At 64.6% G+C, this 16,044-nt stretch carries 19 protein-coding genes; 12 read left to right on the top strand and 7 right to left on the bottom strand.

What is annotated here, in order from left to right; translation table 11 throughout:
- Positions 1 to 11: 11 nt before the first annotated feature.
- Together I6F16_RS27645 and I6F16_RS38240 are read right to left on the bottom strand one after the other, a co-directional pair.
- Positions 12 to 320, bottom strand: a complete 309-nt coding sequence (locus I6F16_RS27645; protein ID WP_225113003.1) for a hypothetical protein — start codon at positions 318 to 320, stop codon at positions 12 to 14.
- 227 nt (positions 321 to 547) lie between these two features.
- Complete coding sequence (locus I6F16_RS38240) at positions 548 to 670, bottom strand: hypothetical protein (protein ID WP_338060675.1); 123 nt, start codon at positions 668 to 670, stop codon at positions 548 to 550.
- Between the two features lie 257 nt (positions 671 to 927).
- On the opposite strand from I6F16_RS38240, the gene I6F16_RS27640 reads away from it, so the two are divergent.
- From I6F16_RS27640 to I6F16_RS27630, 3 genes are all read left to right on the top strand, one after another.
- Positions 928 to 1,422: a MarR family winged helix-turn-helix transcriptional regulator gene (locus I6F16_RS27640; protein ID WP_225134318.1), complete on the top strand. Its 495-nt coding sequence runs from the start codon at positions 928 to 930 to the stop codon at positions 1,420 to 1,422.
- 99 nt (positions 1,423 to 1,521) lie between these two features.
- Entirely contained in the window at positions 1,522 to 2,892 is a 1,371-nt protein-coding gene (locus I6F16_RS27635) for a glutamate--cysteine ligase (RefSeq protein ID WP_225134317.1), read from the top strand.
- A gap of 113 nt (positions 2,893 to 3,005) precedes the next feature.
- Entirely contained in the window at positions 3,006 to 3,572 is a 567-nt protein-coding gene (locus I6F16_RS27630; RefSeq protein ID WP_225134316.1) for a PAN domain-containing protein, read from the top strand.
- A gap of 109 nt (positions 3,573 to 3,681) precedes the next feature.
- Here I6F16_RS27630 and I6F16_RS27625 read toward each other — a convergent pair whose 3' ends face one another.
- The 4 genes from I6F16_RS27625 to I6F16_RS27610 all read right to left on the bottom strand — a co-directional run bounded on the left by I6F16_RS27625 (position 3,682) and on the right by I6F16_RS27610 (position 7,108).
- Complete coding sequence (locus I6F16_RS27625) at positions 3,682 to 4,248, bottom strand: nucleotidyltransferase family protein (protein WP_225134315.1); 567 nt, start codon at positions 4,246 to 4,248, stop codon at positions 3,682 to 3,684.
- 10 nt (positions 4,249 to 4,258) lie between these two features.
- Entirely contained in the window at positions 4,259 to 5,038 is a 780-nt protein-coding gene (gene lepB / locus I6F16_RS27620) for a signal peptidase I (RefSeq protein WP_036020560.1), read from the bottom strand.
- The gene (gene tldD / locus I6F16_RS27615; RefSeq protein WP_225134314.1) at positions 5,035 to 6,462 is read right to left on the bottom strand and encodes a metalloprotease TldD; all 1,428 of its coding nucleotides are present in this window, start codon (positions 6,460 to 6,462) and stop codon (positions 5,035 to 5,037) included. Before tldD ends, lepB begins: the two co-directional genes overlap by 4 nt.
- Positions 6,463 to 6,574: 112 nt before the next feature.
- Entirely contained in the window at positions 6,575 to 7,108 is a 534-nt protein-coding gene (locus tag I6F16_RS27610) for an invasion associated locus B family protein (RefSeq protein WP_225134313.1), read from the bottom strand.
- A gap of 458 nt (positions 7,109 to 7,566) precedes the next feature.
- Between I6F16_RS27610 and coxB the strand changes: the two genes are divergently transcribed.
- The 9 genes from coxB (at position 7,567) to I6F16_RS27565 (ending at position 14,666) form a co-directional block, all read left to right on the top strand.
- Positions 7,567 to 8,421: a cytochrome c oxidase subunit II gene (coxB, locus tag I6F16_RS27605; RefSeq protein WP_035996579.1), complete on the top strand. Its 855-nt coding sequence runs from the start codon at positions 7,567 to 7,569 to the stop codon at positions 8,419 to 8,421.
- Positions 8,422 to 8,504: 83 nt separating this feature from the next.
- Positions 8,505 to 10,121 (top strand): cytochrome c oxidase subunit I, encoded by a 1,617-nt coding sequence (gene ctaD, locus I6F16_RS27600; protein ID WP_035996582.1) that lies wholly within the window; start codon positions 8,505 to 8,507, stop codon positions 10,119 to 10,121.
- Between the two features lie 61 nt (positions 10,122 to 10,182).
- Complete coding sequence (locus I6F16_RS27595; protein ID WP_035996584.1) at positions 10,183 to 11,127, top strand: heme o synthase; 945 nt, start codon at positions 10,183 to 10,185, stop codon at positions 11,125 to 11,127.
- Entirely contained in the window at positions 11,124 to 11,300 is a 177-nt protein-coding gene (locus tag I6F16_RS27590; protein ID WP_035996586.1) for a hypothetical protein, read from the top strand. Before I6F16_RS27595 ends, I6F16_RS27590 begins: the two co-directional genes overlap by 4 nt.
- A gap of 5 nt (positions 11,301 to 11,305) precedes the next feature.
- A complete protein-coding gene (locus I6F16_RS27585; protein ID WP_225113005.1) occupies positions 11,306 to 11,959 on the top strand; it encodes a cytochrome c oxidase assembly protein in 654 nt (217 codons plus the stop codon).
- Between the two features lie 78 nt (positions 11,960 to 12,037).
- Entirely contained in the window at positions 12,038 to 12,934 is an 897-nt protein-coding gene (locus tag I6F16_RS27580) for a cytochrome c oxidase subunit 3 (protein WP_035996590.1), read from the top strand.
- Between the two features lie 97 nt (positions 12,935 to 13,031).
- Positions 13,032 to 13,433 (top strand): DUF983 domain-containing protein, encoded by a 402-nt coding sequence (locus tag I6F16_RS27575; protein WP_035996593.1) that lies wholly within the window; start codon positions 13,032 to 13,034, stop codon positions 13,431 to 13,433.
- Complete coding sequence (locus I6F16_RS27570) at positions 13,430 to 14,185, top strand: SURF1 family cytochrome oxidase biogenesis protein (protein WP_225113006.1); 756 nt, start codon at positions 13,430 to 13,432, stop codon at positions 14,183 to 14,185. The genes I6F16_RS27575 and I6F16_RS27570 overlap by 4 nt, the downstream gene beginning before the upstream one ends.
- A gap of 115 nt (positions 14,186 to 14,300) precedes the next feature.
- A complete protein-coding gene (locus I6F16_RS27565; RefSeq protein WP_035996598.1) occupies positions 14,301 to 14,666 on the top strand; it encodes a nuclear transport factor 2 family protein in 366 nt (121 codons plus the stop codon).
- 1 nt (position 14,667) lies between these two features.
- Here the strand turns inward: I6F16_RS27565 and I6F16_RS27560 are convergent, their stop codons facing one another.
- Complete coding sequence (locus tag I6F16_RS27560; RefSeq protein WP_036020569.1) at positions 14,668 to 16,005, bottom strand: histidine kinase; 1,338 nt, start codon at positions 16,003 to 16,005, stop codon at positions 14,668 to 14,670.
- Positions 16,006 to 16,044: the final 39 nt, after the last annotated feature.

Genomic DNA, 16,044 nt, shown 5'->3' with positions numbered 1-16,044 from the left:
TTGGCCTGGTCTTACTCGTCCTCGTCTTTGATGTTGCGCTGGCCGTGCTTGCCTGGTTCGCCGTCGATCTCGTCCTGCACTGAAAGCTCACCTCTGTGCACGTAGAACGTCGCCGCCAAATAGGCGACCTGGCCGGCAATCAGGCAGCCGACGACGATTGGAACGCCCGTCCAGAATCCAAAGCCCGAGGTCTGAAGCACCGTCGCGGCAAGGATCGCAGTCGCCGGCGAGACCAGCAATAGAGTCCAGACTCGGAAGAATAGACCCGTCGCCAAGCCGGTGATTGCGCTCGCGAGCAGGAGGAGGATTACAGTCGTCACAATAGCTTTCCGGTCCGACGGTTAGCGTCCTGTCCCGCGCTGAAGTTGAGGCACAGGAGGATTGCTCTCACAAGGATGGCGACGTCCGCGGAGCGCAAAAGGCGGAGTTATTGTTAACCCGGACAATGCTCGTAAAATCCCCGTCAGCGCATCGCGAATCATCGGATTAGCGAATGACGCAAGCAAAGAGCCGAATCATCGGTCCGGCTCTTCGTCGACCCCGCCCGTTACGCTTCGCGAACGGCGGACCAGAGCTGATCGGCGATCATCTGGACAATCACTTGGCCTTCCGTCACGATCTGATTGCCGTCGAGGCCCAGCGCAGGGACTTGGCCCGAAGGAGGCCCCAACTTCAGATAATCCTCACCATTTCGGGCTTCTTGGCGCCGCTACCGACCTCGACCAGGCCACAGAGCGGGCTGGCCTCCAGGAGCACGAGGCGGGGACGGCGGGCACACACCGGGGAAACCATCCGGTTTCGAGGAATTTCCTTCCCCTGACGCTTGGCTCGGCCGAAAGAACGACTACATGCACCTGCTTGAATAGTCAAGATTGATGCAGGTGCATCGAATGGAGTAAGAGACGGGCGACGAGCTTGAGCGGGACCATGAAACGCAAACCATCGACCGAGGCAACCGCCGCCTGGATCCGCCTCATGCGGGTGCAGAGCCGCGTGCTCGATTGCGTCGAGCAGGACTTGAAGAAGGCCGGCTTCCCACCGCTGGCCTGGTATGACGCCCTGCTCGAACTGTCGCGGGCGCCCTCGGGCGAGCTGCGGCCGGTCGAGCTCGAGCGGCAAATGCTGATCCCGCAATATTCAACCTCGCGGCTGATAGACCGCCTGGTCGACGAGGGCCTCGCCTCGCGGCGCGAATGCAAGATCGACAAGCGCGGCCAGTTCGTCGAGATCACCGAAGCCGGCCGCGAGCTGCAGAAGCGGATGTGGGGTGCCTATTCGGCCGCGATCGAGAAATATGTCGGCTCGAAGCTGTCGGATGCCGACGCCGTCAAGCTCAGCAATCTGCTCGATCGCCTGGGCTGCTCGTGCGGCGAGATGAAACTGCCGCCCGAGACTGCCAACGAAACCATGCCGTCGCGATGATCGCGCGGCAAACCCGCTCGCCCGTACAACCGGTGGGTTGGCGGGCCGTCCCTGTCACCCGCGCGCGTTCGGTCGGAGCGCTTTTGATTAGAGTTTGATATGGCGCGAGACCAGATCGATATGACGCCGCTGCAATCGCGCGACGAGCTCGTCGCGTGGTTCGAGGCCGGCTGCAAGGACCCGTCCGAATTTCGCATGGGCACCGAGCACGAGAAGACGCCGTTCACGCTCGAAGGCCACCGTCCGGTGCCGTACGAGGGCGCGCGCGGCATCGGCGCGCTGCTCGAAGGCATGAAGCTCCTGCTCGGCTGGGAGCCGATTATGGAGCAGGGCAACATCATCGGCCTCTATGACGTCACCGGCGGCGGCGCGATCTCGCTCGAGCCCGGCGGACAGTTCGAGCTGTCCGGCGCGCCAGTCGAAAACGTGCATCAGACCCAGAGCGAGCTCATGGCGCATCTGGCGCAGGTGCGCGAGATCGCAACGCCGCTCGGCATCGGCTTCCTCGGTCTCGGCATGACGCCGTCCTGGTCCCGCGCCGACATCCCGATGATGCCGAAGGGCCGCTACAAGATCATGACCAATTACATGCCGAAGGTCGGTCAATACGGCCTCGACATGATGTACCGGACCTGCACGGTGCAGACCAATCTCGACTTCTCCTCGGAAGCCGACATGGTCAAGAAGCTGCGCGTCTCGCTTGCGCTTCAGCCGGTCGCAACTGCACTGTTCGCCAATTCACCGTTCACCGAGGGCAGGCCGAACGGCTTCCTCTCGTTCCGCTCCGAAATCTGGCGCGATACCGACAACGCTCGCGCGGGCATGATGCCGTGGGCGTTCGAGGACGGCATGGGGTTCGAGCGCTATGTCGACTACGCGCTCGACGTGCCCATGTATTTCGTCAAGCGCGGCGAGGAATATATCGACGTCTCGGGCTCCTCGTTTCGCGCCTTCTTCGACGGCCGCAACAACAACCTTCCCGGCGAGCGTCCGACCTTGTCGGACTGGGCCAACCACCTCTCGACGATCTTCCCGGAAGTGCGGCTCAAGCGTTATCTCGAGATGCGCGGCTCCGACGGCGGCCCGTGGGGCCGCTTGCCGGCGTTGCCGGCGTTCTGGGTCGGGCTGCTCTACGACGACGCTTCGCTCGATGCCGCCTGGGACCTGGTGAAGCACTGGACCTCGCATGAGCGCCAGGCGCTGCGCGACGACGTGCCACGCCTCGGCTTCAAGGCGCGGATCAAGGACCGATATTTGTTCGAGGTCGCCAAGGAATGCCTGGTCCTTGCCCATGCCGGCCTGCGCCGGCGCGGCCGGATCGACCAGCTCGGGCGCGACGAAACACGGCATCTCGAACCGCTCGATCGCATCATCGATTCCGGCCGGACGCCAGCCGAGGAGATGCTGGATAAGTTCAACGGTCCCTGGAAGGGCTCGGTGGAACCAGCCTACGCGGAATACGCGTTCTAGACCTCTGAAGCCGGCCACCCGGGATTCAGCCGTTCATCGCCCATACAGGTTTGTGGCGATCAAATGATCGGCTGAAAAACCCGAGCGTCGTCAATAACTCGAAAGCTATTCCGATGAGGAAGGGCCGCCTGTCCGGGGCCATCATGGCCAGCGCTGCGGCATCCGTCACGCTGCTTTCGCTTGCGTTTGCGAGCGCGCCGGCGCTTGCCCAGACGGCGTTCGACCGGCCCGGCGGCGACTATTTCAGTACGCCCGTCACCTCCGGCGATCCCGAGGATTGCGCGCTTTTGTGCGAGCGCGATCGCCGCTGCCGCTCCTGGAGTTTCAACTATCCCGATGTCGAAGGCGGCTCGGCGGTGTGCTGGCTGAAGAACACCGTGCCGGCCCGCGTGCCGGGAAGTTGCTGCATTTCGGGAGTGCGCGGCGCCGGCGTGATCGAGCCTCGCGTCGAAGGCGTCGAGACGTCGATCGACCGCCCCGGCGGCGACTTGCGCAATTTCGAACTCAAGGATGGCGAAAGCGTCGAGGCGTGCAAGGCCGCCTGCATCGCCGACAACAAATGCCGCGCCTTCACCTATGCCCGCCCCGGCTACACCGGGCGCGAGGCGCGCTGCTTCCTGAAGAAGGAAATCAAGCCGCCGCGAAGGAAGGCGGGGTTCACGTCGGGCGTGGTGCGGTAGCATCCATACTCGTGCCCCGGACGCCATCAGCGCGTTTACGCGCGTCTTCGACGCGCTATGGCGGCGCTTCTTCAGCGCCGCACTGCAGAGACGGGACACGTGAGGCACCTCACTCCGCCGCGATCACCGTGATCTCCGGCCACAGCGCTTTCCAGCGCTTAGCCTTCGCTTCGTAGTTCGCCGCGGAAAAATTCGGTCCTGGATTTGGCCGCGCGATCAGTGCCGCAATGTCGTCAAACCCGCGCGGTGCGTAGACTTCGTGGCCATCGCTTGCGCGCCTGACGCCGACCTGCGTGTTCTGCGTGAGGAAGCGGTCGATGCCTTCCCTCGAGCTTCTCAGCGGCGGATAGGGCAGGCCGTGCTTGGCCGGGTACCACATGTGCACGCGGGCCTGGTTGCGGACCTCGATCTTGGCGCCGAGATGCGCGAGGCGCGCATGGAGGGTGCGGATCACCGCGTCCTCGGCCTCCCACAATGTGTCGGCGTCGAAATAGAACACGTCGTAATCGGCGATGCCGTGGTCGATCGGGCGCCCCGTGAGCACGTTCCATACCGTCTGCACCAGGCATCCCGACATCAGCCACGCATCCGGCAGCGCGAGCCGGTGCAGTTCGTCGAGGATCGCGGCGTTGACCGGATTGCGTAAGGCGAGCGCGAGGAATTCGTCCTTGCTCACCTGCGACCGGTCAGTGCACGGCGGTGAAGAACCGCGACAGCCTGAATCCGGACAGCCAGGTCCACACCGGCTGGCTGCGCATGCCGAGGTCCCAGGAGCCGACCACGGCGTCCGCACGGCCGATCAGATTGTCGATCGGCAGCAGGCCGACGCCGCCGGAGCGCAGCGGCACGCGGCTATCGGCGGAATTGTCGCGGTTGTCGCCGAGCACGAACAGATGTCCCGCCGGCACCGTCACCTCGGGCGTGTTGTCGAGCGGACCGCTGTCGCGCATCTTGAAGATCAGATGCGAGACGCCGTTCGGCAGCGTCTCGACATAGCGATAGGCGGGCTCGCTGCCGCCACGGTCGTTCTCGGCGGCACCGACGCCATCGGGCTTCAGCTCGGCCGGACGGTCGTTGATGAAGAGCTGGCCCTGCCGCATCTGGATGCGGTCGCCGGGCAGACCCACGACACGCTTGACCCAGGCCTGCGAGCGATCGCCGGGCCAGCGGAAGACGACGACGTCGCCGAGCTTCGGCGTCTCCGCGAACACGCGGCCGCTCTCCGGCAGGCTGATCTGGATCGGCAGCGACGAGGTGCCGTAGCCATAGGGGAATTTCGAGGCGAGCAGCGCATCACCGATCAGGAGCGTCGGCTCCATCGAGCCCGACGGCACGTAGAACGGCTCGGCGAGCGCGCCCTTGGCGATGAAGACCGCGGCGACGATGCCGGCGAGCTGAGCGATCTGTCCGCCCCAGCCGCTGCTTTTGCGCTTGGGGCTGACCGTGACCTTGTCTTCAACGCTCATGCGCCGGTTCCACCCACGGTGATGCGTTCCATCAGCAGCGACGGCTGGCCGACGCCGACAGGCACGCCCTGGCCGTTCTTGCCGCAGGTGCCGATGCCGGTGTCGAGCGCAAGGTCGTTGCCGATCATGCGGATGCGATGCAGGTCGGTCGGTCCGTTGCCGATCAGCATGGCGCCCTTGAGCGGCGCCCCAATCTTGCCGTTCTCGATCTTGTAGGCTTCGGTGCACTGGAACACGTATTTGCCCGAGGTGATGTCGACCTGTCCGCCGCCGAAATTCGCGGCGAACACGCCGTTCTTCACCGAGGCGATGATCTCGGCCGGATCGCGATCGCCGGCGAGCATGTAGGTGTTGGTCATGCGCGGCATCGGCACATGGGCATAACCCTGGCGACGGCCGTTGCCGGTCGGCTTCATGTTCATCAGCCGTGCGTTCTGGCGGTCCTGCATGTAGCCGACCAGGATGCCGTCCTCGATCAGCACGGTGCGATTGGTCGGCGTGCCCTCGTCGTCGATCGACAGCGAGCCGCGGCGCGAGGCGATGGTGCCGTCGTCGACCACGGTGACGCCCTTGGCCGCGACCTGCTGGCCCATCAGGCCCGCAAAAGCAGATGTCTTCTTGCGATTGAAGTCGCCCTCGAGGCCATGGCCCACCGCTTCATGCAGCATCACGCCGGGCCAGCCGGCGCCGAGCACGACGTCCATCTCGCCGGCGGGCGCCGGAATCGATTCCAGATTGACCAGCGCCTCGCGCAGCGCGCCGTCGGCAGCGTCGCGCCAGTTCCTGCTCTCGATGAACTCGGCATAGCCGGCGCGGCCGCCATAACCCTTGCTGCCGCTCTCCTGCCGGTCGCCCTGGCCGGCGACCACGGAAATGTTGATGCGCACCAGCGGGCGGATGTCGCGATAGCTCTCTCCGTCGGGCCGCAGGATCTCGACGACCTGCCAGGTCGCACCGAGACTGACGCTGACCTGCCGCACCCGTGGATCCTTGTCGCGCAGGTAAGCGTCGATCTCGGCGAGCAGTTTTACTTTTGTCTCGAAGCCTGGGGCATCCAGGGGATTGTCGTCGCCATAGAGGCGGACATTGGTATGCGGGGGCGGCGCCGAGAAGCTGCCGGAATAGCCGCCGCGCACGGCAGCAACCGCGTCCGCCGCGCGAATCAGCGCCGGCAGCGACACGTCGGAGGAATGCGCATAGCCGACCGCATCATCCTTGACGGCGCGCAAACCAAAACCCTGCGAGGTGTCGTAGGTCGCCTGCTTGAGCCGCCCATTGTCGAACATGAGAGCTTCGGTCTGGCTGTATTCCAGGAACAGCTCGCCGTCGTCAGCGCCGGAAAGCCCGCGCGCGACCTCGCTGCGAACCTGGTCGCGGTCGAGATTGGCACGGTCGAGCAGGGAGGTCGTGGCAGGATTGGTCATGCGTCCGTCCATTAGCCGGGGATGTGGGGCAAGATAATGGTTTCGGACCAGTTCCGCGAGAGCGCGAAGCCTCACATTACGGAAACAAAAGGATTGCCCAGGTTAGCCGCTGCTACGGCAGCTTGTCATAGCCCTCGCCGAGCCCGTTCAGGCTGAGCGGGAAGCCGATGCCTTCTTCCGGGGTCTCGAAGATGATGAAGGTCGCGGTCTTGGCGCTGCGGAGCTGACCGAGCAGTTTGTCCTCCAGGACCACCTCGGCGACGCAGCCGTTGGGCAGGCAGCGGACGAAGCCGGCGCGGCCGACGTCCTGGTTGTCGAGCTTGAGCCCGAGGCCGGAGGGCAAGAGGACCCCGAGCGGAGCGACCACGCGCATCAGCCGGCTCTTCTGGTCGGCGGTCTTGAGCACGATCACGGTCAGGCCGGCATTGGAGCGGTCTTCCGCCACCACGCTCTGGATCAGGGCGCATTGCTCGGTCTGGGCGCCCGGCGGGGTGTCGCAGCGGATCTGCCAGTCGCCATGGACGGAGCGCACCGCGCCCTGCGCATGGGCAAGCCCCGGCAGCGCCAGCAGGACCATCGCAGCCACGAGGCCGGCGAGCGCCGGGAGGCCGTTCGCCGGCCTTGCCATCGATCTCGGAAGCCCCATCGGGTCGGTCCCTCTGCTCGCCTGGGTTGCTCGCGCTTGGCGGACTGATCTGGCGGACTGATACGGAATGACGGCGTCTTGAAGGCGATTCCCAAGCAAATTCCGCGCCGCCCACACCGCCATTGCCCGCACGAATCAGGCTGCCGCGTGGCAGTCTTCCAGTGCCTACCGCGGGCAATTCCGCTGTCAAGCCGCAGCGTCCCGGGAAACGGTATTTTTGTCTGATCTTGCTGGGAAATATCTTGCCGGTGATGGCTGGCAGGCGGGGCTCAAGACTGCATTGCGATAGATCAAGAATTATGGTTTGAGAGGCTTGATTTCGCGTTCTAGCGATCTGGCCCCAATTCCTCTTAGAGGTATTCTTGCGTGGCGGTTTGTCGGACTGGCGGATCGAATAAGCGTTTCCCGCAAGCAGGGGAATGCACGTGGGGTGATCTCGGAAGGGGAGCGCGAACGACATGAGGATGTCGATGGGTCGGGTGGGCCGGCAATTGCTGGGATTGGCCACCATCGCCTTGGTGGCGACTGGAGTCACGCTGGCGACGGGTGGTGCGGCCTTGGCCGAGCTCGGGCAGCCGGCGCCGTGGGAGTGGACGCTTCAGCAGTCCGGTTCCCCGGTGATGGACAACATCGTCTGGTTCCATAACTTCCTCTTCGTGCTGATCACTCTGATCACGCTGTTCGTCCTGGCGCTGCTCGTGATCGTGGTCGTCAAGTTCAACGCGAAGGCCAATCCGGTGCCGTCGCGGACCACCCACAACACGCTGATCGAGGTGGCTTGGACGCTCGTCCCGGTGCTGATCCTGGTCGGCATTTCGGTGCCGTCGTTCCGGCTGCTGTTCCTGGAGCTCGACATTCCGAAAGCGGACCTGACCGTGAAGGCGACCGGCAAGCAGTGGTACTGGTCCTATGCCTATCCGGATAACGGCAAGTTCGAATTCGATTCGCTGATGGCGCAGGACAAGCAGCCCCGTCTGCTCGGCGTCGACAACGAGATGGTGGTGCCGGTCAACAAGGTGATTCGCGTCCAGACCACGGGTGCGGACGTCATCCATGCGTTCGCGCTGCCGGCTTTCGGCGTCAAGATCGACGCCATTCCCGGCCGTCTGAACGAGACCTGGTTCAAGGCTACCAAGACCGGCATGTACTACGGTCAGTGCTCGGAACTGTGCGGCAAGGATCACGCCTTCATGCCGATTGCGATCCGCGTGGTGAGCGACCAGGAGTTCGCCTCTTGGGTCGAGACGGCGAAGAAGAAATTTGCGAGCGGCGGCACCAGCACCTACGCCTCCGCGGCCGGCCCGACGCAGTAAGCGCCGGGGGCGGCCTGAGGGACTGAAAGCGATAAGGGTGGGACCTCCAAAGGTCCGAATGGGACGCAAGGCAGGATTTGAAAATGGCAACGAGCGCAGCGGCACACGGCGATCACGCGCATCATGACGAGCATGCCCATCCGACCGGATGGCGGCGCTACGTCTATTCGACCAATCACAAGGACATCGGCACGATGTACCTGATCTTCGCGGTCGTCGCCGGCATCATCGGTGCGGCGATGTCGATCGCGATCCGGGCCGAGTTGATGTATCCGGGCGTGCAGGTCTTCCACGAGGCCCATACCTACAACGTGTTCGTGACCTCGCATGGCTTGATCATGATCTTCTTCATGGTCATGCCCGCGATGATCGGCGGCTTCGGCAACTGGTTCGTGCCGCTGATGATCGGCGCGCCCGACATGGCGTTCCCGCGCATGAACAACATTTCGTTCTGGCTGCTGCCGGCATCGTTCGCGCTGCTCTTGATGTCGACCTTCGTCGAGGGCGAGCCGGGCTCCAACGGCGTCGGGGCGGGTTGGACCATCTACGCGCCGCTGTCGACCTCGGGCCATCCCGGCCCGGCGGTCGACTTCGCGATCCTGTCGCTGCACCTCGCTGGTGCCTCCTCGATCCTGGGCGCGATCAACTTCATCACCACCATCTTCAACATGCGCGCGCCGGGCATGACCCTGCACAAGATGCCGCTGTTCGTGTGGTCGATCCTGGTGACGGTGTTCCTGCTGCTGTTGTCGCTGCCGGTGCTCGCCGGTGCGATCACCATGCTGCTCACCGACCGCAATTTCGGCACGACGTTCTTCGCCCCCGACGGCGGCGGCGACCCCGTGCTGTTCCAGCATCTGTTCTGGTTCTTCGGTCACCCCGAGGTCTACATCCTGATCCTGCCCGGCTTCGGCATGATCAGCCAGATCGTCTCGACCTTCTCGCGCAAGCCCGTGTTCGGCTATCTCGGCATGGCCTATGCCATGGTCGCGATCGGCGGCATCGGCTTCGTGGTGTGGGCGCACCACATGTACACGGTCGGCATGTCCTCGGCGACGCAGGCCTATTTCGTCGCCGCCACGATGGTCATCGCGGTTCCGACCGGCGTGAAGATATTCTCCTGGATCGCCACGATGTGGGGCGGCTCGATCGAGTTCCGCGCGCCGATGATCTGGGCGGTGGGCTTCATCTTCCTGTTCACGGTCGGCGGCGTGACCGGCGTCGTGCTGGCGAACGCGGGTGTCGATCGGGTGCTCCAGGAGACGTACTACGTCGTCGCCCACTTCCACTACGTGCTGTCGCTCGGCGCGGTATTCGCGATCTTCGCCGGCTGGTACTACTGGTTCCCGAAGATGTCGGGCTACATGTACAATGAGGGCCTTGCCAAGCTGCACTTCTGGGTCACCTTCGTCGGCGTCAACCTGGTGTTCTTCCCGCAGCACTTCCTCGGCCTGTCCGGCATGCCGCGCCGCTACATCGACTATCCCGATGCGTTCGCGGGCTGGAACCTGGTCTCGTCGGTCGGCTCATACATCTCCGGCTTCGGCGTGCTGATCTTCCTCTACTGCGTGCTGGACGCCTTCATGAAGAGGGTGCCGGCAGGCGACAATCCCTGGGGTGCCGGCGCGACCACGCTGGAGTGGACGCTGTCCTCGCCGCCGCCCTTCCACCAGTTCGAAGTGCTGCCCCGCGTGCAGTAACCAATCCCCCGCGGCGCCCGTGACGGGCGCCGCGGCGCTGTAACGAAGCGAGTAGATCTAAGTGTCCGTCCTCGACCACAACGCCATCGACATCAATCCCCACATCTCCGAAGCGGAGGTTGGCGATTATCTCGCATTGCTCAAGCCGCGGGTGATGTCGTTGGTGATCTTCACTGCGCTGGTCGGGATGGCGATGGCCCCGGGGCATTTCCACCCGGTGCTGGCGATCACCTCGCTGCTCTGCATTGCCGTCGGCGCCGGTGCCTCCGGGGCGCTCAACATGGCGCTCGAAGGCGACATCGACGCCAAGATGTCGCGCACGGCGAACCGGCCGATCCCGCGCGGCCGCATCACCCGCCCCGAGGCGATGGCGTTCGGCATGACGCTCGCCTTCTTCTCGGTGATGACGCTCGGCATCCTCGTCAACTGGATCGCGGGTGCGCTGCTCGCCTTCACCATCTTCTTCTACGTCGTGATCTACACGATGTGGCTGAAGCGCTGGACCGCGCAGAACATCGTGATCGGCGGCGCCGCCGGTGCGCTGCCTCCGGTGGTGGCCTGGGCCTCGGTGACGGGCACGGTCGATGTCGAGCCGCTGCTGCTGTTCGCCATCATCTTCTTCTGGACCCCGCCGCATTTCTGGGCGCTGGCGCTGTTCCGCTCCGACGACTACGCGCGCGCCGGCATTCCGATGCTGCCGAACGTCGCCGGTCCCGACGCCACGCGTCTGCAGATCCTGCTCTACACCATCGTGCTGATCGCGGTCGCCGCCGCGCCCTGGGCGCTCGGCTATTTCGATGCCGTCTACGGCGTGGTCTCGCTGATTCTCGGTGCCGGCATGCTGGTGCTCGCCATCAACGTCTATCTGCGCCGCGAGCGCAGCCAGTCGCTGCGCGCGACCCGCAAGCTGTTTGCCTTCTCGATCCTGTACCTGTTCGCGCTGTTTGCGACCCTGCTGGCCGAGGTCGTGTACCGGGCGCTTGCTCCGATGGTTGGGGGCGCATGATCACCGCGATGGCCGACAAACCCGAGCCGGAAGGAATCGTCCTCACCGAGGCGCAGCGGAAGAGCCGTCGTCAGCGCTCCATCGCGATCGCTTTGGCGCTCGGCGTGCTCGTGGTGCTGTTCTTCGCCGTCACCATGGTCAAGGGGCCGGCCGTGCTCGTGCGGCCGATGTAGGAAACATGGATCACGAGCCCACCATATCGCAGGACGTCAGCGCCAAGCCGGGCCATCGCAACGTGGGCAAGGGCCGCGGGCTGGGGCGCGATGTGGTGGTCGCGTCCATCTGCGGCGGCGTGGTCGCGCTGATGGTCGGCGCCTCCTACGCGGCGGTGCCGTTCTACAATTGGTTCTGCCGCGCCACCGGATTCAACGGCACGACGCAGGTGGCGACCTCTGCGCCGGCCACGGGCCCGATCGCGCGGAAGATCTCGGTGCGCTTCGATTCCAACGTCGCGCCCGGCCTGCCCTGGAAGTTCGAGCCGGAGCAGAGCGAGATCGAGGTCAATATCGGCCAGGTCGTGACCGTCTTCTACACCGTGACCAACCAGGCGGCGCGCGCCACCGCGGGCCAGGCCGCCTATAACGTCGCGCCCCTGACGGTCGGCGCCTATTTCCAGAAGATCAACTGCTTCTGCTTCACCGAGCAGACCATGGCACCCGGTGAGAAGCGCGAGATGCCGGTCGTGTTCTACGTCGACCCGTCGATCGCCGCCGACCACGAGAACGACGGGCTGAGCACGATCACGCTGTCCTACACGTTCTATCCGGTGCGCGATCCCGTGGTGAAACCGCTGGCATCGGGCGAAGCCGACAAGCGCAAGGGAAATCTTTGACCGCAGGGCTCACGCGCAGGCGGTTGGACGCAAGGGGATAAGTGCCGGACAGGCACGGGATTGAGGAGAGAGACGGAAATGGCCACGGCGCACACCAAGCATCACGACTATCACCTGGTCGATCCCTCTCCCTGGCCGGCGGTCGGCTCGCTCTCGGCCTTCATCATGGCGGTCGGCGCGGTCGCCTGGATGCACCACATGTTCTCGGCGGCGCCGATCGTATTCGGCGTCGGCACCGTGGGCGTGCTCTACACCATGGCGAGCTGGTGGGCCGACGTGATCAAGGAGGCCCAGTACAAGGGCGATCACACCCGGGTCGTGCAGCTGCATCACCGCTACGGCATGATCCTGTTCATCGCCTCCGAGGTGATGTTCTTCGTCGCCTGGTTCTGGGCTTATTTCAACGCGGCGCTGTTTCCGGCCGACGCCGTCCACGCCACCCGCGATGCGGTGTTCGGTTGCGGCCTCGGCACGCAGCCCGGCGCCTGCGCGGTCCCGGGCACCTGGCCGCCGAAGGGCATCGAGACCTTCGATCCCTGGCATCTGCCGCTGCTGAACACGCTGATCCTGCTCACGTCAGGTACCACCGTGACCTGGGCGCACCATGCGCTGCTCGAGAACGACCGCCAGGGCCTGAAGTATGGCCTGATCCTCACCGTCGTGCTCGGCGCGCTCTTCACCTGCGTGCAGGCCTATGAGTACGCCCACGCGGCGTTCTCCTTCGGCGGCAACGTCTATGGCGCGACGTTCTTCATGGCGACCGGATTCCACGGCTTCCATGTGCTGGTCGGCACCATCTTCCTGCTGGTGTGCCTGTTCCGCGCCTATGCCGGCCACTTCACGCCGAAGCAGCATCTCGGCTTCGAGTTCGCGGCCTGGTACTGGCACTTCGTCGACGTGGTCTGGCTGTTCCTGTTCCTCTGCATCTACGTCTGGGGACGCGGCGCCGAGACCATGGCCAGCGCCGCGCACTGAGCCCGATCGAACCGATCAGGAAGGGCGGCCGCAGGGCCGCCCTTTCGCTTTCCGGCCGCCGGAAGTTTCGTCGGAAACTGTGATAGAGTCCGCCATCATGAACGACAGTGCCGGCACACCCCCGTCCGAAACCACCGTCCTGCAAAGCGCGCTGCGTGGGCTTGCCTGCAAATGCCCGCGCTGCGGCCAAGGCAAGCTTTATGCGGGCTTTCTGACGCTCGCGCCGGCATGCGACCGTTGCGGGCTCGACTATGCCTTCATCGATACCGGCGACGGCCCGGCGATCTTCATCATCATGCTGGCCGGCGGCATCGTCGTCGCGTGCGCCCTCATCGTCGAAGTCAAATACCAGCCGCCATATTGGCTGCATGCGGTGCTCTGGCTGCCGCTCATCCTCGCCACCACGCTGTTGCCGCTGCGCTCGATGAAGTCGTTGCTGATCGCGCTGCAATTCCACCACAAGGCGGCGCCGGGCCGGTTGGTCGATCGCGCGAAATGAATGAGCCTGCGTCGCGCAAGGCCCCCGTGGCCGGCTTCGCGCTGTTCACGCTGTTCCTCACGGCTGTGTTCGTGGCGCTCGGTGTCTGGCAGCTGCAGCGCCGCACCGCCAAACACGAGTTGATTGCGGCGCTCACCGAGCGGCTTGCGGCCGCGCCGGTTGCGCTGCCGCCGTCCGCGCAATGGGTCGCGCTCAATCCCGCCCGCGACGAATTCCGCCGCGTCAGCTTCACCGCGACCTACGCAGCCCTCCCCGATGCAATGGTCTATTCCTCCGGCTCGGCGGTGCGCAAGGACGCCTCCGGCCCCGGCACCTGGGCGTTCCTGCCGGCGCGGCTTCCCGGCGGCGACATGGTCGTGATCGACGCGGGTTTCGTCGAGAACACGATGCAGGACCGCGGCGTCGAGGATCGCGCGGTGAACAAGCTTATCACGGGCCAACCGGTTGAGCTCACCGGCTATCTGCGCTTTCCCGAGGCGCCAAGCTGGCTGACTCCGGCGGAGAATCGCGGCAAGCGGCTCTGGTTCGTGCGCGATCATCTGGCAATCGCAAGCGTGCTGGGCTGGGGCACGGTTGCGCCGTTCTATATCGATCTCGAACGGCCCGCGCCGGCGAACGGCATCCCGCGTCCGGGACCGCTCCAGGTGAATCTCAAGGACGACCATCTGCAATATGCAATCACCTGGTTCACGCTTGCAGGCGCCGTGCTCATCGCCTTCGGCGTGTGGGCAAGAGGCCGGCGGCAGAGCTGAGCTCATTGGCAGGTCCATCGAGGGAACCCGGTATCGCCCGGGGTTTATTATTCAGCGCATATTCACGAGGGTGGTTCTAAGCCGCCAATATTGTCCGCGGCAGATTGGGTGCGGCGTGAGTGATTTCGACCAGATGGGAATTATCGTCGACTGGGTGGATGCCTGCCGTAAGGGCGACCTCACAGCCCTGCTCGACCTCTATGCCGACGACGCGCAGCTCGAATGCACCTGCGACGGCGCGCGGCGCTTTCGTGGCCGGAGCGAGATCGAGGCCTATTGGCAGCCGCGGCTCAGCGCCTTCTCCTCGGCGGGGTTCGGGCTGGAAGAGATCAATCCCGCGCCCCACGGCGTCCACCTCGAATATTCCGTCGCCGGCGCGCTGCGCATTCAGGCCTCGTTCCGCTTCAGCCCGGATGGCAAGATCCGCAGCACGCTGTGCGAACCGGCGCGACAGAATGCGCATGATGGTTGCGCCTGCTGAATTAGCCTGGTGACGGAACGTCCCGCATCGTCTCCGCCGGAAGGCGGCAGCGCACGTAGGTTCGGTCATCCACGCGCAACAGCGATAGCGATCCGCTGAGCGCGCGCACGCGCTCATGCATGCCGGTCAGGCCCCGGCCGAAGACGTTGTCCGCAGGGAAACCGCCGCCATCGTCGGAGATCTCGACGACGAGCGTCTTGTCGGCAACCGTCGCCTGCACATGTGCGTTGCCCGCGTTGGCATGTCGCAGCACGTTGGTCAGTGCCTCCTGGATCACTCGATAGACGGTCTGCGCCAGCGGTCCGCCGATTGCGCTGAGATCGCGATCGATCGCGTCCGTCAGCACGATATGAGGTGCCTGCTTGCGAAAATTCCGGAGCAGCGTTTGCACGCTCCTCGAAAGGCCGAGCTCCTCGATATAGAGCGGCCGCAGCCGGTCGAGGATGCGGCGGTTGGTCTGCTGCAGGGCCTCGACCGATTGCAGCAGGTCCTGTGCCGAATTGCCGAGATGTCCCGTTGGCTCGGAGGCATCGGTCAGCGCGATCGTGCCGGCGCGGATGCTGAAGAGGAGGGGCCCGAGCTCGTCGTGCAGTTCGCGGGCGAGATCGCGCCGCTCGTCATCCTGCAGCGACACCAGGCGGTGCATCAGATCGCGATTGTCCTGGCTGAGTTGCGCCAGTGTCGCTGCCAGCGCATTGGCTTCCTCGCAGCTCTGCCGGATCTCCGGCGGTCCTCCGACCGGGATCGGCCTTGCGTAGTCGCCGCGCCGAATCCGCGTAAGACCGTCGCCGAGATGTTGCAGGGGGCGCAGGGCCGAACCGGCGAAGACATAGGCAACGGTGCCGGTGAGCACCATCAGGACAGCGACCAGGCTGGTCAGCGCAAGGAAGCCGATCCACTTCTCGAACAAGTCGGCCGATATGTCCGGGAAGAACACGATATCGCCGACATGTCTGCCGTCTATGACGATCGGAAACGCCGCTTCCATCTCTGGTATGGTGATGAGGTTGACGAACCATTGCGGAACCTTCTTCAGGTTGCGCAAGTCTTTCGGAGAAGGCGGGGGACCTCCGTCCATGCGGCGGAATTGAATATCCGTGGAGGCGTCCAAGGACTGAACAAATGCATCGAGGGTCTTTTGCGGATTGTCCGATGCGCGCAGGGTGCTGTTGAGCGCGGCGGCGATGGTCTGGATCGAGCGTCGAGCCGGCTCGTGTTCATCAGCTACCTGACCTGGTGCAAATATCTGCAGTAATATGCCGCCCAGGATCAGGGCTGCGAGAAGGCTCGCGCCGAGCGGGAGAAACAATTGCGTTCGGAACGAAAGTCGTCGCCACATTAGGTCAATTCTAACGCGTATCGGCCGGATTTGCTCTTT

This window comes from Bradyrhizobium sp. IC4060 (assembly GCF_020193715.1).
GTDB lineage: Bacteria > Pseudomonadota > Alphaproteobacteria > Rhizobiales > Xanthobacteraceae > Bradyrhizobium > Bradyrhizobium yuanmingense.
This window is presented reverse-complemented; position numbering and strand designations above follow the sequence as displayed.

Coding starts and splice junctions, on each gene's coding strand:
- I6F16_RS27640 (WP_225134318.1), top strand. CDS start 928: ATGAAACGCAAACCATCGACCGAGGCAACCGCCGCCTGGATCCGCCTC.
- I6F16_RS27635 (WP_225134317.1), top strand. CDS start 1,522: ATGGCGCGAGACCAGATCGATATGACGCCGCTGCAATCGCGCGACGAG.
- I6F16_RS27630 (WP_225134316.1), top strand. CDS start 3,006: ATGAGGAAGGGCCGCCTGTCCGGGGCCATCATGGCCAGCGCTGCGGCA.
- lepB (WP_036020560.1), bottom strand. CDS start 5,038: ATGAGCGTTGAAGACAAGGTCACGGTCAGCCCCAAGCGCAAAAGCAGC.
- tldD (WP_225134314.1), bottom strand. CDS start 6,462: ATGACCAATCCTGCCACGACCTCCCTGCTCGACCGTGCCAATCTCGAC.
- I6F16_RS27610 (WP_225134313.1), bottom strand. CDS start 7,108: ATGGGGCTTCCGAGATCGATGGCAAGGCCGGCGAACGGCCTCCCGGCG.
- coxB (WP_035996579.1), top strand. CDS start 7,567: ATGAGGATGTCGATGGGTCGGGTGGGCCGGCAATTGCTGGGATTGGCC.
- ctaD (WP_035996582.1), top strand. CDS start 8,505: ATGGCAACGAGCGCAGCGGCACACGGCGATCACGCGCATCATGACGAG.
- I6F16_RS27590 (WP_035996586.1), top strand. CDS start 11,124: ATGATCACCGCGATGGCCGACAAACCCGAGCCGGAAGGAATCGTCCTC.
- I6F16_RS27585 (WP_225113005.1), top strand. CDS start 11,306: ATGGATCACGAGCCCACCATATCGCAGGACGTCAGCGCCAAGCCGGGC.
- I6F16_RS27580 (WP_035996590.1), top strand. CDS start 12,038: ATGGCCACGGCGCACACCAAGCATCACGACTATCACCTGGTCGATCCC.
- I6F16_RS27575 (WP_035996593.1), top strand. CDS start 13,032: ATGAACGACAGTGCCGGCACACCCCCGTCCGAAACCACCGTCCTGCAA.
- I6F16_RS27570 (WP_225113006.1), top strand. CDS start 13,430: ATGAATGAGCCTGCGTCGCGCAAGGCCCCCGTGGCCGGCTTCGCGCTG.
- I6F16_RS27560 (WP_036020569.1), bottom strand. CDS start 16,005: ATGTGGCGACGACTTTCGTTCCGAACGCAATTGTTTCTCCCGCTCGGC.